Annotated in this window: 19 protein-coding genes; 7 read left to right on the top strand and 12 right to left on the bottom strand. The window is 46.2% G+C overall.

Features of this window, described 5'->3' with window-relative positions:
• The first annotated feature begins 17 nt into the window (after window positions 1-17).
• Window positions 18-4220, top strand: a complete 4203-nt coding sequence (gene rpoC, locus DPF91_RS19025) for a DNA-directed RNA polymerase subunit beta' (protein ID WP_117236028.1) — start codon at window positions 18-20, stop codon at window positions 4218-4220.
• A 367-nt stretch (window positions 4221-4587) separates the two neighbouring features.
• On the opposite strand, the gene rsd is transcribed toward rpoC, so the two are convergent.
• A complete protein-coding gene (gene rsd, locus DPF91_RS19020) occupies window positions 4588-5082 on the bottom strand; it encodes a sigma D regulator (protein WP_117236027.1) in 495 nt (164 codons plus the stop codon).
• Window positions 5083-5238: 156 nt separating this feature from the next.
• Here rsd and nudC point away from each other — a divergent pair, with 156 nt between their 5' ends.
• Both nudC and hemE read left to right on the top strand, forming a co-directional pair.
• A complete protein-coding gene (nudC, locus tag DPF91_RS19015; protein ID WP_117236038.1) occupies window positions 5239-6042 on the top strand; it encodes an NAD(+) diphosphatase in 804 nt (267 codons plus the stop codon).
• A gap of 264 nt (window positions 6043-6306) precedes the next feature.
• The gene (gene hemE / locus DPF91_RS19010) at window positions 6307-7374 is read left to right on the top strand and encodes a uroporphyrinogen decarboxylase (protein ID WP_117236026.1); all 1068 of its coding nucleotides are present in this window, start codon (window positions 6307-6309) and stop codon (window positions 7372-7374) included.
• A 69-nt stretch (window positions 7375-7443) separates the two neighbouring features.
• Here the strand turns inward: hemE and DPF91_RS19005 are convergent, their stop codons facing one another.
• Together DPF91_RS19005 and DPF91_RS19000 are read right to left on the bottom strand one after the other, a co-directional pair.
• A complete protein-coding gene (locus DPF91_RS19005; protein WP_117236025.1) occupies window positions 7444-8013 on the bottom strand; it encodes a uracil-DNA glycosylase family protein in 570 nt (189 codons plus the stop codon).
• The gene (locus tag DPF91_RS19000) at window positions 8013-8939 is read right to left on the bottom strand and encodes a D-2-hydroxyacid dehydrogenase (RefSeq protein ID WP_117236024.1); all 927 of its coding nucleotides are present in this window, start codon (window positions 8937-8939) and stop codon (window positions 8013-8015) included. The genes DPF91_RS19005 and DPF91_RS19000 overlap by 1 nt, the downstream gene beginning before the upstream one ends.
• Window positions 8940-9009: 70 nt before the next feature.
• Here DPF91_RS19000 and DPF91_RS18995 point away from each other — a divergent pair, with 70 nt between their 5' ends.
• Window positions 9010-9597, top strand: a complete 588-nt coding sequence (locus DPF91_RS18995; protein ID WP_117236037.1) for a YjaG family protein — start codon at window positions 9010-9012, stop codon at window positions 9595-9597.
• Window positions 9598-9651: 54 nt separating this feature from the next.
• On the opposite strand, the gene DPF91_RS18990 is transcribed toward DPF91_RS18995, so the two are convergent.
• Window positions 9652-10827, bottom strand: coding sequence for a CNNM domain-containing protein (locus DPF91_RS18990; protein WP_117236023.1), 1176 nt, complete (start codon window positions 10825-10827; stop codon window positions 9652-9654).
• 267 nt (window positions 10828-11094) lie between these two features.
• On the opposite strand from DPF91_RS18990, the gene hupA reads away from it, so the two are divergent.
• Together hupA and DPF91_RS18980 are read left to right on the top strand one after the other, a co-directional pair.
• Window positions 11095-11367, top strand: coding sequence for a nucleoid-associated protein HU-alpha (hupA, locus tag DPF91_RS18985; RefSeq protein ID WP_117236022.1), 273 nt, complete (start codon window positions 11095-11097; stop codon window positions 11365-11367).
• A gap of 41 nt (window positions 11368-11408) precedes the next feature.
• Window positions 11409-12086 carry a DUF1481 domain-containing protein gene (locus DPF91_RS18980; protein ID WP_117236021.1) on the top strand — a complete coding sequence of 226 codons (678 nt, stop codon included), beginning with the start codon at window positions 11409-11411 and terminating at the stop codon, window positions 12084-12086.
• 70 nt (window positions 12087-12156) lie between these two features.
• Here the strand turns inward: DPF91_RS18980 and purD are convergent, their stop codons facing one another.
• On the bottom strand, window positions 12157-13446 hold the full coding sequence (purD, locus tag DPF91_RS18975; protein ID WP_117236020.1) for a phosphoribosylamine--glycine ligase: 1290 nt from the start codon (window positions 13444-13446) through the stop codon (window positions 12157-12159).
• A gap of 103 nt (window positions 13447-13549) precedes the next feature.
• Complete coding sequence (gene purH, locus DPF91_RS18970; RefSeq protein ID WP_117236019.1) at window positions 13550-15142, bottom strand: bifunctional phosphoribosylaminoimidazolecarboxamide formyltransferase/IMP cyclohydrolase; 1593 nt, start codon at window positions 15140-15142, stop codon at window positions 13550-13552.
• A 306-nt stretch (window positions 15143-15448) separates the two neighbouring features.
• On the opposite strand from purH, the gene zntR reads away from it, so the two are divergent.
• The gene (zntR, locus tag DPF91_RS18965; protein WP_117236018.1) at window positions 15449-15868 is read left to right on the top strand and encodes a Zn(2+)-responsive transcriptional regulator; all 420 of its coding nucleotides are present in this window, start codon (window positions 15449-15451) and stop codon (window positions 15866-15868) included.
• A gap of 2 nt (window positions 15869-15870) precedes the next feature.
• Here the strand turns inward: zntR and DPF91_RS18960 are convergent, their stop codons facing one another.
• The 6 genes from DPF91_RS18960 to accB form a co-directional block, all read right to left on the bottom strand.
• A complete protein-coding gene (locus tag DPF91_RS18960) occupies window positions 15871-16860 on the bottom strand; it encodes a sensor domain-containing diguanylate cyclase (protein WP_117236017.1) in 990 nt (329 codons plus the stop codon).
• 226 nt (window positions 16861-17086) lie between these two features.
• Window positions 17087-17383 (bottom strand): DNA-binding transcriptional regulator Fis, encoded by a 297-nt coding sequence (gene fis, locus DPF91_RS18955; RefSeq protein WP_000462885.1) that lies wholly within the window; start codon window positions 17381-17383, stop codon window positions 17087-17089.
• 154 nt (window positions 17384-17537) lie between these two features.
• A complete protein-coding gene (gene dusB, locus DPF91_RS18950; protein ID WP_164684237.1) occupies window positions 17538-18500 on the bottom strand; it encodes a tRNA dihydrouridine synthase DusB in 963 nt (320 codons plus the stop codon).
• A 139-nt stretch (window positions 18501-18639) separates the two neighbouring features.
• Window positions 18640-19527, bottom strand: coding sequence for a 50S ribosomal protein L11 methyltransferase (gene prmA, locus DPF91_RS18945; protein WP_117236015.1), 888 nt, complete (start codon window positions 19525-19527; stop codon window positions 18640-18642).
• 203 nt (window positions 19528-19730) lie between these two features.
• A complete protein-coding gene (accC, locus tag DPF91_RS18940; protein ID WP_117236014.1) occupies window positions 19731-21074 on the bottom strand; it encodes an acetyl-CoA carboxylase biotin carboxylase subunit in 1344 nt (447 codons plus the stop codon).
• Between the two features lie 15 nt (window positions 21075-21089).
• A complete protein-coding gene (accB, locus tag DPF91_RS18935; protein WP_117236013.1) occupies window positions 21090-21551 on the bottom strand; it encodes an acetyl-CoA carboxylase biotin carboxyl carrier protein in 462 nt (153 codons plus the stop codon).
• Window positions 21552-21597: the final 46 nt, after the last annotated feature.

Raw genomic sequence — 21597 nt, 5'->3', positions numbered from 1 at the left:
CCTTACAGGAGCTGATTGTGAAAGACTTATTAAACTTTCTAAAAGCGCAGCATAAGACCGAAGAATTTGATGCAATCAAAATCGGTCTATCTTCACCTGACATGATCCGTTCATGGTCTTTCGGTGAAGTTAAAAAGCCTGAGACAATTAACTACCGTACGTTCAAACCTGAGCGTGATGGTCTGTTCTGTGCGCGTATCTTTGGTCCAGTTAAAGACTACGAATGTCTTTGTGGCAAATATAAGCGTCTGAAACACCGTGGTGTTATCTGTGAGAAGTGTGGCGTAGAAGTTACACAAACTAAAGTTCGTCGTGACCGTATGGGCCACATCGAGCTTGCTTCACCAGTTGCTCACATCTGGTTCCTAAAATCACTGCCGTCTCGTATCGGTCTACTAATGGATATCCCTCTACGTGATATCGAGCGTGTTCTTTACTTCGAAATGTACGTAGTAACAGAGCCGGGTATGACTGACCTAGAGAAGTCACAGATGCTTACTGAAGAAGAGTATCTTGACCGCCTAGAAGAGTGGGGTGATGAGTTCACTGCTAAAATGGGTGCTGAAGCGATCAAAGATCTGCTGTCTACTATGGACATGCACCAAGAAGCAGAAGAAATGCGCGAAGAGCTAGAGTCTACAAACTCTGAAACTAAGCGTAAGAAAATCACTAAGCGTCTGAAGCTTGTTGAAGCGTTCATCGCGTCAGGTAACAACCCTGAGTGGATGATCCTAACTGTGCTTCCGGTACTTCCGCCAGATCTACGTCCTCTAGTACCACTAGATGGCGGTCGTTTTGCGACTTCTGATCTGAACGACCTATACCGTCGCGTTATCAACCGTAACAACCGTTTGAAGCGTCTACTAGAGCTAGCGGCTCCAGACATCATCGTACGTAACGAAAAGCGTATGCTGCAAGAGTCTGTTGATGCCCTTCTAGATAACGGTCGTCGCGGTCGTGCGATCACGGGTTCGAACAAGCGTCCTCTGAAATCTCTTGCTGATATGATCAAGGGTAAGCAAGGTCGTTTCCGTCAGAACCTACTAGGTAAGCGTGTAGACTACTCTGGCCGTTCTGTAATCACAGTAGGTCCATACCTTCGTCTGCACCAGTGTGGTCTTCCTAAGAAGATGGCACTAGAGCTATTCAAACCATTCATCTACAGCAAGCTAGAAACTCGTGGCATGGCGACGACAATCAAAGCTGCTAAGAAGATGGTAGAGCGTGAAGAAGCGATCGTTTGGGATATCCTAGACGAAGTTATCCGCGAACACCCAGTACTGCTTAACCGTGCACCTACACTTCACCGTCTAGGTATCCAAGCGTTTGAACCAGTGCTAATCGAAGGTAAAGCGATCCAGCTACACCCACTTGTGTGTGCAGCGTACAACGCCGACTTCGATGGTGACCAAATGGCGGTACACGTGCCTCTAACTCTAGAAGCACAGCTTGAAGCTCGTACTCTGATGATGTCGACAAACAACATTCTGTCGCCAGCGTCAGGTGATCCGATCATCGTACCTTCTCAGGACGTTGTATTGGGTCTTTACTACATGACACGTGACAAGATCAACGTGAAAGGTGAAGGCATGTACCTTGCTGGCCCAGAAGAGGCTGAGAAGGCATACCGCACTAAGAGCGCTGAACTACACGCACGCGTTAAAGTACGTATTACTGAAACTGTAGTTGATGAAGACGGTAACAGCACAACTGAGACTAAGATGGTTGATACAACTATCGGTCGTGCAATGCTATGGCAAATCGTTCCATCTGGCCTACCATTCAGCATCGTTAACCAGAAGCTAGGTAAGAAGCAAATCTCTCACCTACTTAACGAGGCATACCGTAAGCTAGGTTTGAAAGACACAGTAATCTTTGCTGACCAAATCATGTACACCGGTTTCGCATACGCGGCACTGTCTGGTGTATCTGTTGGTATCGACGATATGGTTGTACCTCAGGCGAAGTACGACGAGATCGAATCTGCTGAAGAAGAAGTACGCGAAATCCAGGATCAATTCCAATCAGGTCTTGTAACTGCAGGTGAGCGCTACAACAAAGTTATCGATATCTGGGCGTCTACGAACGACCGTGTTGCGAAAGCAATGATGGATAACCTTTCTTCTGAAACTGTTGTTAACCGCGATGGTGAAGAAGAGCAGCAAGAATCGTTCAACAGCATTTACATGATGGCCGACTCAGGTGCTCGTGGTTCTGCTGCACAGATTCGTCAGCTAGCGGGTATGCGTGGTCTGATGGCGCGTCCAGATGGTTCTATCATCGAAACGCCGATCACTGCGAACTTTAAAGAAGGTCTAAACGTACTTCAGTACTTTATCTCAACGCACGGTGCTCGTAAGGGTCTTGCGGATACAGCACTGAAAACAGCGAACTCGGGTTACCTAACTCGTCGTCTAGTAGACGTTGCTCAAGACGTTGTAGTACACGAGCATGACTGTGGCACGCACGAAGGTATCGACATGATGCCTCACATCGAAGGTGGTGACGTTAAAGTTCCACTTTCTGAGCTAGCTCTTGGTCGTGTAATCGCTGAAGACGTTCTTAAGCCAGGTACAGAAGACGTACTGATCCCACGTAACACTCTAATTGATGAGAAGTGGTGTCAGATTATGGAAGACAACTCTGTCGACCATATCAAAGTACGTTCAGTTGTAACGTGTGACGCAGACTTCGGTTGTTGTGCACAGTGTTACGGCCGTGACCTAGCACGTGGTCACCTAGTGAACCAAGGTGAAGCAGTTGGTGTAATCGCTGCTCAGTCTATCGGTGAGCCGGGTACACAGCTTACGATGCGTACGTTCCACATCGGTGGTGCGGCTTCTACTGCAGCAGCAGAGAACAGCATCCAAGCTAAGACTACGGGTACCGTTAAGCTTCACAACGCTAAGTTCGTAATCAACAAAGATGGCAAGCTAGTAATCACGTCTCGTGCTTCTGAGCTAACTATCATTGATGAATTCGGTCGTACGAAAGAGAAGCACAAACTTCCTTACGGTTCTTTGTTAAGCAAAGGCGACAACGATGCAGTTACTGCTGGTGATACAGTAGCTAACTGGGAAGCGCACACCATGCCAATCATCACTGAAGTGGCAGGTCGTATCCAATTCGTTGACATGATCGATGGCGTAACAGTATCTCGTCAGACTGATGACCTAACAGGTCTATCGTCTTCTGAGGTAACTGACGCGGCAGCTCGCCCAGCAGCAGGTAAAGATATGCGTCCAGCAATCAAACTTGTTGATGAGCAAGGTAACGATGTAATGATCCCTGGTACTGAAATGCCAGCTCACTACTTCCTACCTGGTAAGGCGATTGTAAACATCGAAGATGGCGCAGAAGTTGGCATTGGTGACACACTATCTCGTATCCCTCAGAAATCTGGCGGTAACAAAGATATCACCGGTGGTCTACCACGCGTAGCAGACCTATTCGAAGCTCGTAAGCCTAAAGAGCCTGCGATCCTTGCTGAGCACACAGGTACTGTGAGCTTCGGTAAAGAAACGAAAGGTAAGCGTCGTCTAGTCATCACTCGCGAAGGCGGTGATAATTACGAAGAGATGATTCCTAAGCACCGTCAACTAAACGTATTTGAAGGTGAGAAGGTTGAACGTGGTGATGTAATCGCTGATGGTCCAGAGACTCCACATGACATCCTGCGTCTACGTGGTATCCACGCTGTGACTCAGTACATCGCGAACGAGGTTCAAGAAGTTTACCGTCTACAAGGCGTAAAGATTAACGATAAGCACATCGAGACTATCGTTCGTCAAATGCTACGTAAGTGTACTATTACGCACGCTGGTGACTCTGAGTTCCTACCTGGCGAGCAAGTTGAATACTCACAAGTTAAGATTGCTAACCGCGCTCTAGAAGCGGAAGGTAAAGAACTAGTACGCTTCGAACGCGAACTACTAGGTATTACTAAAGCATCTCTAGCAACTGAATCGTTCATCTCTGCGGCATCGTTCCAGGAGACAACTCGCGTACTAACAGAAGCTGCAGTTTCTGGTAAGCGTGATGACCTACGTGGTCTGAAAGAGAACGTAATTGTTGGTCGTCTGATCCCTGCTGGTACTGGTTTCGCATACCACCAAGATCGTCAAGCTAAGCGCGAAGAAGAGCAAGAAGGTCCTTCAGCTGAACAAGCTACTGACAACCTAGCTGCACTTCTAAATGCAGGCTTCTCTTCTGACGAATAAGCTCTAACGACTGTTCGTTTAGAATGAAAAAAGGCATCCTTCGGGATGCCTTTTTGTTTTCTAAACAGCAGAAAACTACAACGGACTTCGTCCTGAAGAGCGCTTTGCTTCTAGAAAACTAGATATCTAGATTCTTTAATCTATTGCACCAAAAAGTGTTGACGTTAAACGTCCAACCTACAAAATTCTCTAGTCTCTAGTCTCTAGTCTCTAGTCTCTAGTCTCTAGTCTCTAGTCTCTAGTCTCTAGTCTCTAGTCTCTAGTCTCTAGTCTGGTTCTCTTTTGCAAAAAAAGGGTCGACGTTCTCACGCCAACCCTCAATATATCTTCTAGCTCTCTAGCTCTCTAGCTCTCTAGCTCTCTAGCTCTACGCACCTGGAGGGATCGCTAGACTATCCGCAATGAGCTGGATCAGTTTGTCTTCGACCTCAAAGCGAAGCTCAAGCAGTTCACCGACAACTGACATATCTTGCTCAAAGCTCGGTAGCTCATCATCGGCAGTGACTTTGACATACTTGTCGTTAAATTCTAATAGAGGCTCTGTGGTGAGAACGATTTTGCCATAAGTAGCGTCGATCTCTTCGTTGGTCTTAAACCCGGTAGCTTGCCACTTTTCCATCACCATATCGTAGATCCTGAAATGACCTTCGGAGATGTAGTCGACTACATGATTGCAGAAAGAGCTGATTTCTTTTGGAGATGGAAGCTCAACCACATTGGACTGGGCATGAGCAGGTTGAAGGGAACCGAGCTTACAGTATTCGACGATCAGTGCTTGGCGTGTTTCTAGCCAGTGGTCAATAACCTCACTTGAGCCGCCCCATTGTTCTTGTACTTGTTTGAATTTGTTTAGCATGACCATGTCCCTCATGATCGGATCGGCAAGCGATCGAAAGTCCGTCTAACAAAATGTCTAAATTGTGATATTTCACAGACCATTACTGTTAATCAAATGGCAGTAGTGGTATGAATTTAGATTGCCAGTAAAATGGCAGGACTGCAAGCAAGAGACGCCATGATGTTAAAAAAAAGTAATAAAAATATTGGTGCGCCAGCTTACTGGTGTATCGTCAATGGTAGCGATGTCGCACTGATTGATGGAGAGCTTCCACTCGGAAATCAAGTAGAGCTTGGCTTAGGCTCGGTCAATGGCCGGAAGATAGGGACTTATCAAAATCGAGCGGTGCTGTGGCTTGATGAGGCTGAGGTTGAACTTAGTCCAGAGTTTGAAGAACGTTTTGAGATGGTCTCGCTGCGTGAGCTGCTCGACTTCTCTAAAGAGTTGTTTCTCTTGATTAGCCGGGCGATACAGTTTGGCCATATGAGCCAGACCATGCGCTTCTGCCCGCAATGCGGTGGTCGCAACCACCTCAACCACAATCAATTAGCAATGCAGTGCGGTGATTGTCGCACCCTTCATTATCCTCGTATTTTCCCTTGTATTATTGTCGCGGTGCGAAAAGGGGATTCTATCTTGCTCGCACAGCATCCAAGGCATAAGGGCAACATGTACACGGTGATTGCAGGATTTTTAGAAGTTGGTGAAACCCTAGAGCAATGTGTCGCAAGAGAGGTGCTTGAGGAGACAGGTATAACCGTGACTAATGTTCGTTACCACGGCAGTCAGCCTTGGGCGTTTCCATCGAGCATGATGATGGGTTTCTTGGCTGATTACGATTCAGGTGAGGTCAAACCGGATTATAGCGAACTCTCAGATGCGGCTTGGTTTAAGGTTGATGAGTTACCAGAGGTTGCGCCAAAAGGGACGATCGCTCGCGAGTTGATCGAGACGACGGTAGAGCTCGCAAGCAAAGAAAATTAGCGTAAAAAAGATAAAAAAAACCCTCCGGGTACGGAGGGGGTAAGTAAGATGTCGTTATGAGATTTCTGAACACTATATGTTCAGTATATAGTTGTAGTTTTCGCTAGCGAACAAATTTTTAACATGTGGTTATGGTATAGGCAACCTAAGTTGTATTTTATTCATCAATAACATGATCTCGCTTGCAAAGCGGGTGGGGTTAATACTCAAAATGGTGCTAGAATACGCCACACTCTGAGACAAAGCAGAAATGGATAATAAGCAATGACTGAATTGAAAAACGATCGCTATCTACGCGCTCTATTGAAGCAACCAGTAGATTACACACCGGTTTGGATGATGCGCCAAGCAGGTCGTTACCTACCAGAATACAAAGCAACGCGTGCTGAAGCAGGAGACTTTATGTCATTGTGTAAGAATGCGGAGCTTGCGTCTGAGGTTACTCTTCAGCCACTACGCCGTTTCCCTCTTGATGCTGCAATTCTATTCTCCGATATCCTGACTATTCCAGATGCTATGGGTCTAGATCTACGCTTTGCTGCTGGCGAAGGCCCGGTATTTGGCAAGCCAATTACCTGTAAAGCGGATGTAGAGAAGATCGGTATCCCTGATCCAGAAGGTGAGCTGCAATACGTGATGAATGCAGTGCGTCAAATCCGTAAAGACCTAAACGGTGACGTTCCGCTGATTGGTTTCTCTGGTAGCCCTTGGACACTGGCAACTTACATGGTTGAAGGCGGTAGCTCAAAAGCCTTCACTAAGATTAAGAAAATGATGTATGCAGAGCCACAAACGCTGCACCTACTTCTGGATAAGCTAGCGGACAGCGTTATTGAATACCTAAACGCGCAAATCAAAGCAGGTGCTCAATCAGTCATGGTATTTGATACATGGGGTGGTGTACTGACTCCTCGTGATTACAACCTATTCTCGCTGCAATACATGCATAAAATTGTTGATGGTCTGATCCGTGAGAACGACGGTCGCCGCGTGCCTGTGACTCTATTTACTAAGAATGGCGGCATGTGGTTAGAGCAAATCGCAGCAACGGGCTGTGATGCAGTAGGTCTAGACTGGACTATTAATATTCAAGACGCTGTTAAGCGCGTGGGTGATAAGGTCGCTCTACAAGGTAACATGGACCCATCAATGCTATATGCTTCACCTGAACGCATTCGTGAAGAAGTCGCGACTATCCTGGAAGGCTTTGGTGACGCAGGTACTGGCCACGTGTTCAACCTAGGTCATGGCATCCATCTAGATGTGCCACCAGAAAATGCTGGCGTGTTTGTCGAGGCGGTACACGAGCTGTCTAAGCCTTACCACAAGTAAGCCTAGAGAAAGAATATCGAGCGCTGGTGGCGAAAGCTATCAGCGCTTTTTTCGTTTTGTAATCCTGCTTTATAGGGCTTTGCTCAAAGTCTGACGGATATAGGGTAGTGTGTCATTTTCAAACCAAGGGTTCTTTTTGAGCCAAATATTGTTCCTCGGTGATGGGTGAGGCAAAGGGATGTACTTCGGTGCCCATTTCTGCCAACACTTCACTGTCTCAGTTAAGGTAACTGGTTTATCTCTGAGGTAATAATTCTGAGCATATTGGCCGATTAACAGGGTCATCTCGATGTTCGGTAGGTGATTGAGAATGGAAGCATGCCATTTTGGTGCGCACTCTTTTCGCGGCGGTAAATCACCACTCTTTGCCTTCCCTGGGTAGCAAAACCCCATAGGCACAATTGCGACTTTGGTTGGGTCGTAAAAGTGTTCTTTATCTATCCTTAGCCAACTGCGTAGTCTGTCACCGCTAGCGTCATTCCATGGTATCGACGTCTCATGGACTTTTATCCCAGGTGCTTGCCCAATGATCAACAGTTTTGCTTGGGTATCTGCCTGGATGACTGGGTTTATGCCATGAGATAGTGAGTGCTCACATAGACGACATGCTCTTGCTTGCGTTAATACTTGCTTGAGCATCAATAGCCCTTATCGAAATCGATGCGATGATTAAGAGAGAAGCCATCTCGCCAGCGTTGGTAGTTTTCTGCAAAGATCTCTAACACTTGCTTAGGGTTACTCAAAGCAGCGATATGCGGTGTCACAGTTATCTTGTCATGCGCCCAGAATGGGTGCTCTTTTGGTAACGGCTCATGCTGAAAAACGTCAAGATAGGCATGTGTGATAGCCCCTGAGTGCAGGGCGTCCAACAGCCCTTGCTCACATACCGTATTGCCGCGACCAACATTAAATAGTAAAGCACCGTTGGCTTTGTTTAATGATTCTTGGTTGAGTAACAGGTGAGTTTGCTCGGTATTCGGCAGGGTATTGACGATGATATCCGCTTGAGAGAGCGCTGTTTCTAGCTCGTTGATATGAAACGTTTGATCAAAGCTTGCTTCCTTAGCCGGAATCCCCGTTCGGTTAATACCAATGGCATGCATACCCAAAGCCTGAACACGGGTTGCTAAGAAACTTCCTATGCTGCCAGTGCCGAGTATAACGACACGCTTGTCACTAATGGATTGGTACTGCAGTGGTGCCCAACTGTGATTGTTCTGTTGCTGGTGGTAGTACGCAAAATGACGGAAGTGTTCTATGGTTAACCCAATAACATACTCAGCGATGGACTGACCAAAAATGCCTTTGACGTTGGTGAGTTCATAATCATCACGCAGGTAAGGGGTTATAAGCGCATCGACTCCTGCATAGATGGATTGGCACCATTCTAATTGTTCAAAACTATCGAGGTGCTTCGCTGCCAATGGTGGGGCAGCCAGTAAGATCTCTGCTTCTTTGGCATCAAGCGTGATCTCGAGGTCTGGTAAATCGAGCTCTGAGAGTAGGTGATGGTAGACATCGTCCTGCTCAGTGAGAATAAATACCTTATGACTGAAATTGTTCATTAGCTTGGCTTTTTTCCCTGTTGGTTATCAAGTACACTTTCGCCGTCTAAACGCAACTATCGAGTCCCTTATGTTACAGAACCCTTTGCAAATCCGCCTAGAGAGGCTGGAACCATGGCAACAAATCACTTTCATGACGTGTCTTTGTGAGCGTATGTACCCTAACTATGCCATGTTTTGTGAAAACACTGAATTTGCAGAATCACGAGTGTATCGTGACATTCTAGACAGTATCTGGGAAATCCTCACTGTAAAAACAGCAAAGGTGAACTTTGAGCGTCAGCTAGAGAAGTTGGAGGAGCTTTTCCCATCAGCTGAAGAGTTCGATATGTATGCAGTTTACCCTGCCATGGATGCGTGTGAGGGGCTATCAACACTACTTCATGGTCTGCTTGATCGTGAGCACTTGTTTGAAAACATGCTAAAGCTGAGCCAACAATCAGTTAAGACGGTTGCGGATTTGGAAGAAGCACAAGGTGCAGAACCAATCACAAATGAGAATCAGAAAGATAACGAAGCGGTATGTGCGGAGTGGGATGTACAGTGGGCGATCTTCCGTCCACTGCGTGAAGCGATTGAGCGTGATATTGAGTTGATTAAGGACTTACGCCAAGAGCTTCGCGATGAGCCAATTAGTAACATTGGTATTGCTCTTTAATCTTTTTTATAAGTCGATGAAAATGGGCTGTCCAATTGGACAGCCCATTTTTAATTATGCTTTTTGAGGTTTATCTTCGGAATCGCTCTGATGAGATGATTCATCTGCGTCTAGAATCGTCTCCTCGTTCACGCGCCCTTGAAGTTCAGTTTGCGCCTGCTGAAGTGACTCGTCTTCATCCTCATCACGACTCTCAATCACATCATGCTCGTCTTTCCATTTTTCCCAGCGCTCAAAGGCCAGTTGCTGCATGTCTGTGGTTTTGTCCGCTTCGTCGACAATCTCTTCACCTAACAAGTGTTCAAAGATGTCCTCCAGAGTGATGATGCCCTGAATGGTACCGTACTCATCAACCACCATCGCAAGCTGCAGGCGATTTGCCATCATCTGGTCAAAGGCTTTCGGTAGCGAAATACCATTGAATAACACATGGATGGGACGCATGACCGAACCCAACTGTTTGCCGCCAGAACCATGCTGTTGAAGCTTGAACAGTTCAAGGCGATGGACAAACCCTATAATGTTATCTTTGTGTTCGCTGTACACAAGAGGGCGCGAGAATGGCGTTTCCTTATGCTCTAGCAGAAATTCATCAATCGTCATCTCTGCGTTCACACGAAATACCACCGGACGTGGCGTCATGATTTGAGTTGCTGGCACGTCTTGGATATTGAGTAGGTTACTTAGCAGCTTAGATTCGCCCTCTGCGAACTCACCGCTTTCTTTTGCCAAGATAGCCATAGCGGATAGCTCATCACGCATCTTAGGAGCCTCATGGCCACGAGCTAAGCGCTTGGTGATTTGCTCTGAGAACCAAACAAACGGTGTGAGTGCCCAAACCATCCAGCGCAGAACCACTGCCGATGCAGGAGCAAGCTTACGCCAGTAGGTAGCACCTATGGTTTTTGGCACGATTTCAGACAGCACGAGTATACCTAGGGTGAGTACTGCAGAAAACACACCTAACCATTGGCTACCAAATACGACTGAAGCCTGCGCACCTGCACTCGCCGCACCAATGGTATGAGCGATGGTATTCAGTGTCAGGATGGATGCCAGAGGTCTATCAATATCATTCTTCAACTTAGACAGTTGGTCAGCAGCTGGGTGACCTTGTTGTTTCAGCTGTGCAATATAGCTCGGACTAATGCTCAGAAGCACTGCCTCCAATACCGAACAGATGAAAGAAACACCAATAGAAATAGAAACGTAGATCGTTAACAGCAGCATAGTTGCCCTTTATAAATTGTACGCTTTAGCAGCGAATTAGCGATGATTATAGTGAATAGGTTGGCACTGAGTCATTAATTATTTCGCGTCCAGCCATTGCTGAATAAGGCTTGAGAGGGTTCATTTCGTAACAAACTGTGAGTTATTACTCAGAATATGGCGAAAAGTTCATCGTAAGAGCCAAAGATCGACGACAAACCTTTGCCAGACGGGGTATTTATGTTTTAGAGTGAGTTGGATTCGATAACATATGAGAAGGGAAACCTAATGAACAAGACCCAACTAATCGACTTTATTGCTGAAAAAGCAGACCTATCTAAAGCACAAGCTAAAGCAGCACTAGAGGCGACTCTGGGCGGCGTAACTGACGCACTTAAAGAAGGCGACCAAGTACAACTAATTGGCTTCGGTACTTTCAAAGTAAACCACCGTGCAGCTCGCACTGGCCGTAACCCTAAGACTGGTGATGAAATCCAAATCGCAGCGGCTAACGTACCAGCATTCGTAGCAGGTAAAGCACTGAAAGATTCAGTAAAATAATTTATACTACGCCGAGGAACATTTTCTCGGCGTATTTCTTTATGTTTAAACGCATTCTACCCGCACTATTTACTATTCTTCTTTTCGGTTGTTCTTCAACACCGTCTCCAAATATTAGCCAAATTACCGAGTCTACTTCTGGCCAGCGCCAAGGTGATGCTGTTAGCTTGTATTGGGTAACAGAACGATTAACTAAGCCAGAGACGGCAGCTGACTATGTCACTGCAGGTGATTATGGTTGGTATCAATCCAATTATCGGTGGAGCGAGGACTCTCTACGTGAGGTTATCCGTGAGGGAGAGAAGTTAATAGTAGGGCAAGGCTTAATCTCTTACAGCGCTCATATTCGCTTTAACAGCTCGGGTGAGGCGGTATATCAGCAATATCGTGAAAATAATCGTGTCTTGCCATTAAGGCCGGAAGAGATTGACCAATACAAAGGCTCGGCTGATCTTGTCCTGGCAAATACCCGTGGTGAGAATAAGTTGTATCAGGGCTATTGGAACGGTGAAACCTTTGAAACCTGTGAAGGGCAAGAGTTTACCAAGATTTCATTCGAAGAGACGCTCCCAAGCTACGTGATTGACCGAATCCAAGGACTTGATAGCTTCGTCGTCCTAAATGGTAAAAGCGTTCTAAAGAGCTTACAGGTGGAATCTCTATTGATTCTCGCTGATGACGGTAAGGATTGTATTCCACGCCCTAATTTGTGGAATTAGTATCAAATTAACTGAATACGAAAAAGGCGCTCAATGAGCGCCTTTTGTTTATCCAAGAGAGAAGTGTTGATTACTTCTCTTGTTCGCGTGCAATTGCACGGTAACCAATGTCATTGCGGTGGAACATACCATTCCAGCTTACTTGCTTGGTCAGTGCATAAGCCTTTTCTTGCGCTTCTGAAACGCTGTTGCCTAGTGCTGTTGCACAAAGAACACGACCGCCATTGGTAACGACTTCACCTGCAGCATTGTTTGCAGTACCAGCGTGGAACACTTTTTGGCCTTCAACTTCAGACGTAGGTAATGAGATCACATCACCCTTAGCGTAATCTGCTGGGTAGCCACCTGCTGCAAGTACAACACCGATAGAAGCACGAGGATCCCACTTAGACTCAGCTTGGTCTAGCTTTTCATCAATAGCAGCAAGACACAGTTCAACGAGGTCTGATTCCATACGCATCATGATAGGTTGCGTTTCAGGGTCACCAAAGCGACAGTTGTATTCGATGACTTTAGGTGTGCCTTCAGAATCAATCATAAGACCAGCGTATAGGAAACCTGTGTAAGGCGCACCTTCTGCTTCCATACCACGAACCGTTGGGTAGATAACCTCTTCCATAATACGGTTGTGGATCTCTGGAGTCACAACAGGAGCAGGAGAGTAAGCACCCATACCGCCTGTGTTAGGGCCAGTATCTTTATCACCAACACGCTTGTGGTCTTGGCTCGTTGCCATTGGTAGAACGTTCTTACCATCAACCATTACGATGAAGCTTGCTTCTTCACCATCTAGGAATTCTTCGATGACTACACGGCTACCAGCATCACCAAATGCGTTGCCCGCTAGCATGTCTTTGATTGCGTCTTCCGCTTCTTCTAGCGTCATCGCAACGATTACGCCTTTACCTGCAGCAAGACCGTCAGCCTTAACTACGATCGGTGCACCTTGCTCACGAACGTAAGCTAGAGCTGGCTCAATTTCAGTGAAGTTAGCGTAAGCACCTGTTGGAATTTGGTGGCGAGCTAGGAAATCTTTAGTAAACGCTTTAGAGCCTTCAAGCTGTGCTGCGGCTTCAGTTGGGCCAAAGATAGGTAAACCAGCAGCGCGGAATGCATCAACCACACCGATGACTAGTGGTGCTTCTGGGCCAACGATAGTCAGTTCAATCGCTTTCTCTTTTGCAAATGCGACTAGTGCTTCAATGTCTTCAACACCGATAGCAACGTTTTCTAGTTTAGGTTCAAGTGCAGTACCTGCGTTACCTGGAGCAACGAATACAGTTTCAACGTTTGGGTTTTGTGCTGCTTTCCAGCCCAGTGCGTGCTCACGACCGCCGGCACCAATAATTAAAACGTTCATATCAATAAATCCTTAAGTTACTTAGGGTTCCTAGTAAATAGTTCCTAGTAGCTAGAGAGAAATCTAGGTACTAGGCTCTAGGAACTCGTTTCTTATCTCTTAATTAGTGGCGGAAGTGACGCATACCGGTAAAGATCATCGCCATGCCGTGCTCGTCTGCTGCTTGGATAACTTCATCATCACGCATAGAGCCACCTGGTTGGATAACACACTTGATGCCTGCTTCTGCTGCTGCATCGATGCCGTCGCGGAATGGGAAGAATGCGTCAGATGCCATTACACAGCCTTCAACCTGTAGACCTTCGTCAGCAGCTTTAATGCCAGCAATCTTCGCCGAGTAAACGCGGCTCATTTGGCCTGCGCCCACACCGATAGTCATGTCACCTTTCGAGTATACGATTGCGTTTGATTTCACGTACTTCGCTACCTTCCAGCAGAATAGTGCGTCTTTTAGCTCTTCTTCTGTTGGTTGGCGCTTAGAAACCACTTTAAGGTCGTCTTGAGACACCATGCCTTGATCACGGTCTTGAACCAGTAGGCCGCCGTTAACGCGTTTAACGTCAAAGCCAGTCGTCTTAGTTGTCCACTCACCACACTCAAGTAGGCGAAGGTTTTTCTTCGCTGCAACAATTTCTACTGCTTCAGCAGAAACAGAAGGTGCAATGATTACCTCAACAAATTGACGCTCTGTGATAGCGGTTGCTGTCGCTGCATCTAGTTCACGGTTGAATGCGATGATGCCACCGAATGCTGATGTTGGGTCTGTTTTGAATGCACGGTCGTACGCTTCTAGGATATCTGAACCTAGAGCAACACCACATGGGTTTGCGTGCTTAACGATAACACATGCTGGCTCGTCGAATTCTTTCACACACTCAAGAGCTGCGTCTGTATCAGCGATGTTATTGTAAGAAAGGGCTTTACCTTGGATTTGGCGAGCAGTAGAAACAGACGCTTCTTCTGGGTTTGCTTCTACGTAGAATGCTGCTGCCTGGTGGCTGTTCTCACCGTAGCGCATGTCCTGCTTCTTCTTGAACTGCTGGTTGAACGTGCGAGGGAATTTTGATTCTGCGTCACCTTCTTTGTTCTCGCCGTAGCTAGGAACCATAGTGCCGAAGTAGTTTGCTATCATACCGTCGTAAGAAGCGGTGTGCTCAAAAGCTGCGATAGCTAGGTCGAAACGAGTCTCTAGTGTTAGAGATTTCTCATTAGCATCCATTTCATCGATAACGCGATCGTAGTCACCTGCATTTACAACGATAGTCACGTCTTTGTGGTTTTTCGCAGCAGAGCGAACCATAGTTGGGCCGCCAATGTCGATGTTCTCAACTGCGTCTTCTAGCGTACAGCCTTCTTTGGCGACGGTTTCTGCGAATGGGTATAGGTTAACAACAACCATATCGATAGGGTTGATGCCGTGAGTGTTCATCACTTCATCATCTTGACCACGACGACCTAGAACACCACCGTGAACTTTAGGGTGAAGAGTTTTAACGCGGCCATCCATCATTTCTGGGAAGCCAGTGTAGTCTGAGACTTCAGTTACAGAGATGCCTTTCTCAGCAAGCAGGCGAGCAGTACCACCAGTCGACAGGATATCGACACCACGGTTAGCTAGAGCTTGTGCGAACTCAACGATACCAGTTTTGTCTGATACGCTAATTAGAGCGCGGCGAATTGGGCGAGCGTTATTCATGCTTCTATATTCCTCAAATTCAGGGAGTAAAAGTAAATAAAGATATTTGCCAAAAGTGAACTTGTTCCTAATGCGATATCTGCGTTGTACACTGATTATCGGCGTTAGGATATTGGCCAGTTTTGGTAAAGACCTTAGCGACTAGGCTTCAAATTCAATGATTTGAAACCCACTCCAAATTTGATGGCGCACATTCTAACTAATTTATTACAAAAAAGCTCGCGCAATCGTTTGGCATCACAAAATAAATTGTCAAAAACACCTTTTTAGCAATAAAAAGTGACGAAAGAGTTAATTGAGGAAGATATGTTTCAGATAGGCGAACTGGCTAAACGCTGTCATCTTACGACTGACGCACTGCGTTTCTATGAGAAGAATGGTTTGGTTTCACCAGTGCACCGTAGTGAGTCAGGTTATCGATATTATGACGAAGAAAGTGAAAAACAGGTTCACTTTATCATCAATGCAAAATCACTTGGATTGAGCTTGGATGAGATTAAAGAGTTACTCGATATTCGTCTTGAGGCGACAGAACACAGCTGCGCAGAAGTAAAATCCATTACTTCTGCAAAGCTTAAGCTTATTGATGAAAAGATTGCTGAGCTTACTCGTATTCGCAATGCGTTAAAGAAGATCAATGATGCGTGTTGTGGCCATGAAACAGATAACGCCAGCCATTGCTCCATTTTGGGAGCCCTAGATGATGAAGAGCAACCTTGTTGTTGAGTTTAGCAAGCTCTGAGGATCTGGCTCTTGCTGGCTGACTGAATTTTAAGATCGGGTAGGTTGTCATGATAGATCGTAACCTGATCGCGGCCTGTACGTTTGGAGTAGTACATCGCTTTATCAGCATCAACGAGTAATGCTTTAACGGATTCGACGTTTGGATTCAATTCAGCTACACCGATGCTAACGGTCGCTCGAATAGCATGCTCTTCAACCTGATAAGCTGTTTCACTAATCACCAAGCGAATACGCTCTGCTACCTCATAAGCTTGAATAGCATTGGTGCCAACCAAGACAATACCAAACTCTTCACCACCAAGACGTCCAAGGTAATCGTTAGCGCGAATCTGGCTCTGACAGAGTTGTGCAACCTGCTCAATCACAGTATCGCCAGCCAGGTGACCGACGATATCGTTGATCTCTTTGAAGTGGTCAATATCGACCATCAGGCAGCTCAGGCTTGTTCCTTTGCTGGTAGCGCGTTCAATATCTTTTTGTAGACCATGTACGAAAGCGCGACGATTGAGAATACCAGTGAGTTCATCGGTTTCAGATAGCTTTTTGAGTTCTTGTTCGAGCAGATAGGCCTCAGTGACATTACGTACTGACCACATTACAAGGCTCTCATCATTACCATAAGACGGCACATACTTGATGATAGCCTCAAACCATGTATCTTCAGGGTTATCTAACTGTTGGATATCTTCTATTGGAAGTAGCTGGTGGTCATGCAGTTCAATGTTGTAGCGAACGGTAAGCGTCTCTTGTGTCTCGATAACGTGCGCAATATAGCCTTGTAGCTCAATAGCCTTCTGCTCTGAGAAGACGTCTTTAAGATGGCGACCAATGTAGCTTTTGGCATCGAAAGAGTCTGAATGGTAGTCACCACCAAAGCTGTCGGTGTAAAAACCTTGCTCGTTAAGTAGGAAAATATGATCAGGTAAAGCATTGAGTAGGTGATCTAACCACTCTTCGCGATTTTTTGTCCTCATCAAATCATCCTTTATTCGAAACGAGGCGCTATTCTAACGCATCACTTAGTTATGGCAATTATAAGTGATCACATTCTAACTATTTATTTTTATTAACTTTACTGAAATAACGTACGGAATCGATTGCGAGTTTTTGAGGGGGAGAGATGAATGAGTATGAGGGAGTGTGGATAAAGAAAAGGTTAGGCAAATGCCTAACCTTTGAATTTGATTTATACGTGGATGTTTAGTTCATGCCGTATTTTTTTAGTTTCTTGCGAAGAGTACCGCGGTTGATACCCATCATAGTCGCTGCGCGAGTTTGGTTACCGCGAGTGTACTGCATGATAGTATCTAGTAGTGGTTGTTCAACTTCAGCCAGAACTAATTCGTATAGTTCTGTAACTTCTTGGCCGTTTAGTTGAGCCAAGTAGTTTTTAAGAGATGCTTTAACAGAATCACGTAGTGGCTTTTGCGTGATTTGGTCTTGTGAAGTTACTGTAGTTACTGTTAATGCTTCTGAAGTCAGATTTTGTTCGAACATATTCGGTCTAGCTCTTCTCTAATTATGTGCAACGTTTATAGCCGTCATATTTGAAGCTGCAGCGTCGTTAACGGCGATAATTCACCCTAATCGAATAGCATATCTATACTCATAGGACTGAATTTTCTTGTCGCCTAGCTGCAACATCAACTATTTAGGCTAAATTAAAGTAACCTTCTAACGCCTCAAGCTGCAAATGAGCCTCTTCAAGAGCGTTGAAGGTACGGCGAAACTCACTGGCTTGTTCGTGCTCTTTTAGATACCAACCCACATGCTTACGAGCGATGCGAGGGCCTAAAAACTCCCCATAGAATTGATGGAGAGCATCAACATGACCAAGCATGATGTCTTTCACTTCCGCAATTGGAAGGTCAGGCATCGTGGTGCCGTTTTCCAAATAGTGTTGGATTTCCTGGAAAATCCAAGGACGACCTTGGGCCGGTCTTCCTATCATTAAAGCGTCCGCACCGGTGTACTCCAGTACAAACTTTGCTTTCTCAGGGCTATCGATATCACCGTTAGCGATAACCGGAATAGATACAGCTTGTTTTGCCGCTTTAATGTGATCATATTCTGCCTCGCCTTTGTACATACAAGCACGAGTACGCCCGTGGAGCGCTAATGCTTGAATGCCGCAGTCTTCGGCGAGTTTAGCGATTTGAACACAGTTTCGATTGTCTGTATCCCAGCCAGTGCGCGTCTTTAGTGTTACAGGAACATCTACTGCATTAACTACCGCCTTCAAGATCTCTTCTATAAGATCGGGATATTGGAGCAGTGCAGAGCCCGCTAGCTTTTTATTCACTTTTTTAGCCGGACATCCCATGTTGATGTCGATGATTTGGGCTCCATTCTCTACATTGAATTGTGCTGCTTCCGCCATTAGTTGCGGATCGGCACCTGCAATTTGCACTGAACGAATGCCCGATTCGCCTTCATGCACCATGCGTTGTTGAGACTTAGAGGTTTTCCAAACTTTTGGGTTGGAGGACATCATTTCACTGACGGCCATTCCCGCACCATATCGAAGACATAACTCGCGAAAGGGTCTATCCGTGACTCCAGCCATAGGGGCGACGATTAGATTGTTCTTAAGTGTGTAGTTTCCGATTTTCAAAACATCTTCACAGTTCTGTACCAGCAAGGGCGCGCATTTTACGCATTTTTTCACGCCGTGAAAAGACTAATATTTGAGCATTTGCAATTTCTTTATGCAAAATGCTCAAAAATCAGTCGCTTAAGCTGTGAAGTCTTGTTTAGCCTTGCTTCTGACCAGAGATACGACACCACTCACTTTGTTCTTTGATAGGGTCAATGTGAAGCTCGTCACGGTAATAGTTGGCGACATCTTCAGCTTGTGTGTCCAGAACGCCAGACATTGCTAGCTGACCCTGTGGTTTGACTAGACCTTTGATGATTGAAGAAAGATCGCGTAGCGGACCTGCAAGAATATTTGCAACCACAACGTCTGCAATCAGACCTTCAGGCTGATCTTGAGGAAGGAATACTTCTAGCTGTTCAGCAACGCCGTTACGCTCTGCGTTATCGCGAGAAGCTTGTAGCGCTTGAGGATCAATGTCGATCCCGATTACTTTTTCTGCGCCGAGTTTGATCGCCGCGATCGCTAGGATGCCAGAGCCACAACCGAAGTCGATCACTGTCTTACCTTGGAGATCAAGACCTTCCAGCCACTCAAGGCAAAGCGCCGTCGTTGGGTGTGTACCTGTACCAAACGCAAGGCCTGGGTCAAGCATTACGTTGACGGCGTCTGGCTCTGGGATGTCACGCCAGCTTGGACAGATCCATAGACGCTCACCAAATTTCATTGGGTGGAAGTTATCCATCCACTCACGTTCCCAGTCTTTATCTTCGATTTGCTCGATTTTATGAGCGAAGTCAGCAGGCAGCAGACCGCTTGCCTTAGTTTGCTCAATGATGAAGTTGGTGTCCGCTTCAGCGTCATACAGCGCTAGAATATCGGTATCACCCCATAGGCGCGTTTCTCCCGGGAGGGGTTCAAACACTGGCGTATCGTGTGCATCTAGAAAAGTAACAGACAGAGCACCTGTTTCTTCCATCAACATGTCACCGATTTGCTCAGCGTTTTCATTGGTCGCGTTTAGTTTGATTTGAATCCAAGGCATAGTATGGGCTCTTAATGTGGTTAAATTTTGATTGGCGCAGAGTTTAGCAGAACTTTGCGTAAATTATAGAATAGACATAAACAAAAAATGCTCACCGAAGTGAGCATTAATATTAGTTACTAGAACCTCGAACCTAGAACCTAGAACCTAGTGCCTAGACATTGATACTCTAGGGACTAGCAAACTAGGGACTCGGAACTGAGTTACTGTAGACCCAGTTTCTTCTCTAGATAGTGGATGTTCGCTCCGCCGTGCTGGAAGTTTTCATCATTCATGATACTTTCTTGCAGCGTTACGTTGGTCTTGATGCCTTCAACGATCATCTCACCCAATGCATTCTTCATACGAGCGATGGCTACGTCACGGTTTTCACCGTAAGTAATTAGCTTACCGATCATTGAATCGTAGTGTGGTGGTACTGTGTAGCCAGTGTAGATGTGTGATTCCCAACGAACACCCATACCGCCAGGAGCGTGGAAGCGATCAATCTTACCTGGAGAAGGTAGGAAGCGCACAGGGTCTTCGGCGTTGATACGACACTCAATTGCGTGGCCACGAAGTTTGATATCATCTTGCGTGAAAGATAGAGGCTGACCAGCAGCAACACGAAGCTGCTCCTTGATTAGGTCAACGCCTGTTACCATTTCAGTTACTGGGTGCTCAACCTGAATACGTGTGTTCATCTCGATGAAGTAGAACTCGCCGTTTTCGTATAGGAACTCGAAAGTACCAGCGCCACGGTAGCCAATCTCAAGACAAGCACGTGTACAACGTTCACCGATGTATTTACGCATCTCTTCAGTGATACCTGGTGCTGGAGCTTCTTCGACAACCTTCTGGTGACGACGTTGCATAGAGCAGTCACGCTCACCTAGGTGAATTGCACCGCCTTGGCCGTCTGCAATAACTTGAACCTCAACGTGACGAGGGTTTTCTAGGAATTTTTCCATGTAAACCATGTCGTTGTTGAATGCTGCTTTTGCTTCTGCACGCGTCATTGCAATCGCTTCGATCAGCTCGCCTTCAGAGCGAACCACACGCATACCACGACCGCCACCACCACCAGATGCTTTGATGATTACTGGGTAGCCAATACGCTTAGCGTGCGCTTTGTTTTTCTTCTCGTCGTCATCAAGCGGACCATCAGAACCTGGTACACAAGGTACACCCGCTTTCTTCATAGCGTTGATCGCAGAAACCTTGTCACCCATCATGCGAATAGTTTCCGCTTTAGGACCAACAAAGATGAATCCGCTTTGTTCAACTTGCTCCGCGAAGTCCGCGTTTTCAGATAGGAAGCCGTAACCTGGGTGGATTGCTACTGCACCGGTTACTTCTGCTGCACTGATAATACGTGGGATGTTTAGGTAGCTGTCGATACCACGAGCAGGACCGATACAAATGGTTTCATCTGCAAGAAGTACGTGCTTAAGGTCGCGGTCAGCCGTTGAGTGAACAGCAACCGTCTTGATACCTAGTTCTTTACATGCGCGCAAAATACGTAGTGCAATCTCACCACGGTTTGCGATCACTAATTTGTCTAACATAGTCAGTGACCTCTATTATTCGATCACGATAAGTGGTTGATCGAACTCAATTGGTTGACCGTCTTCAGCAAGGATTGCAACAACAGTACCAGACTTATCTGCTTCGATTTGGTTCATCATCTTCATCGCTTCAACGATACATAGAGTTTCGCCCGCAGTTACTTGCTGGCCAACTTTAACGAAAGGCTTCGCATCTGGACTTGGTGCTGCGTAGAACGTACCAACCATTGGTGAAAGTACTTGGTGACCAGCTGGCGCAGCTGCTGGTGCTTCTACTGCTTCAGCAGGTGCTGCCGCTGGAGCAGCTACAGGAGCTGGAGCCGCTGCAGGGGCTGCTGCGTATTGTACTGGTGCAGCAACAGGAGCTGTGCTGTTACGACTGATGCGTACAGACTCTTCACCCTCAGAAATTTCAAGTTCTGCGATGCCAGACTCTTCAACAAGTTCGATCAGTTTTTTGATTTTGCGAATATCCATTGCTTGATTCTCTTAATTTAGTTGATGTGCCTCGAAGCGTTGACCG

It is taken from the genome of Vibrio maerlii (assembly GCF_003415655.1).
Classification (GTDB): domain Bacteria; phylum Pseudomonadota; class Gammaproteobacteria; order Enterobacterales; family Vibrionaceae; genus Vibrio; species Vibrio maerlii.
This window is presented reverse-complemented; position numbering and strand designations above follow the sequence as displayed.

What these genes read in the sequence shown, in the direction of transcription:
- rsd (WP_117236027.1), bottom strand. Translation starts at nt 5,082, where the DNA reads ATGGTCATGCTAAACAAATTCAAACAAGTACAAGAACAATGGGGCGGC.
- nudC (WP_117236038.1), top strand. Translation starts at nt 5,239, where the DNA reads ATGTTAAAAAAAAGTAATAAAAATATTGGTGCGCCAGCTTACTGGTGT.
- hemE (WP_117236026.1), top strand. Translation starts at nt 6,307, where the DNA reads ATGACTGAATTGAAAAACGATCGCTATCTACGCGCTCTATTGAAGCAA.
- DPF91_RS19005 (WP_117236025.1), bottom strand. Translation starts at nt 8,013, where the DNA reads ATGCTCAAGCAAGTATTAACGCAAGCAAGAGCATGTCGTCTATGTGAG.
- DPF91_RS19000 (WP_117236024.1), bottom strand. Translation starts at nt 8,939, where the DNA reads ATGAACAATTTCAGTCATAAGGTATTTATTCTCACTGAGCAGGACGAT.
- DPF91_RS18995 (WP_117236037.1), top strand. Translation starts at nt 9,010, where the DNA reads ATGTTACAGAACCCTTTGCAAATCCGCCTAGAGAGGCTGGAACCATGG.
- DPF91_RS18990 (WP_117236023.1), bottom strand. Translation starts at nt 10,827, where the DNA reads ATGCTGCTGTTAACGATCTACGTTTCTATTTCTATTGGTGTTTCTTTC.
- hupA (WP_117236022.1), top strand. Translation starts at nt 11,095, where the DNA reads ATGAACAAGACCCAACTAATCGACTTTATTGCTGAAAAAGCAGACCTA.
- DPF91_RS18980 (WP_117236021.1), top strand. Translation starts at nt 11,409, where the DNA reads ATGTTTAAACGCATTCTACCCGCACTATTTACTATTCTTCTTTTCGGT.
- purD (WP_117236020.1), bottom strand. Translation starts at nt 13,446, where the DNA reads ATGAACGTTTTAATTATTGGTGCCGGCGGTCGTGAGCACGCACTGGGC.
- purH (WP_117236019.1), bottom strand. Translation starts at nt 15,142, where the DNA reads ATGAATAACGCTCGCCCAATTCGCCGCGCTCTAATTAGCGTATCAGAC.
- zntR (WP_117236018.1), top strand. Translation starts at nt 15,449, where the DNA reads ATGTTTCAGATAGGCGAACTGGCTAAACGCTGTCATCTTACGACTGAC.
- DPF91_RS18960 (WP_117236017.1), bottom strand. Translation starts at nt 16,860, where the DNA reads ATGAGGACAAAAAATCGCGAAGAGTGGTTAGATCACCTACTCAATGCT.
- fis (WP_000462885.1), bottom strand. Translation starts at nt 17,383, where the DNA reads ATGTTCGAACAAAATCTGACTTCAGAAGCATTAACAGTAACTACAGTA.
- prmA (WP_117236015.1), bottom strand. Translation starts at nt 19,527, where the DNA reads ATGCCTTGGATTCAAATCAAACTAAACGCGACCAATGAAAACGCTGAG.
- accC (WP_117236014.1), bottom strand. Translation starts at nt 21,074, where the DNA reads ATGTTAGACAAATTAGTGATCGCAAACCGTGGTGAGATTGCACTACGT.
- accB (WP_117236013.1), bottom strand. Translation starts at nt 21,551, where the DNA reads ATGGATATTCGCAAAATCAAAAAACTGATCGAACTTGTTGAAGAGTCT.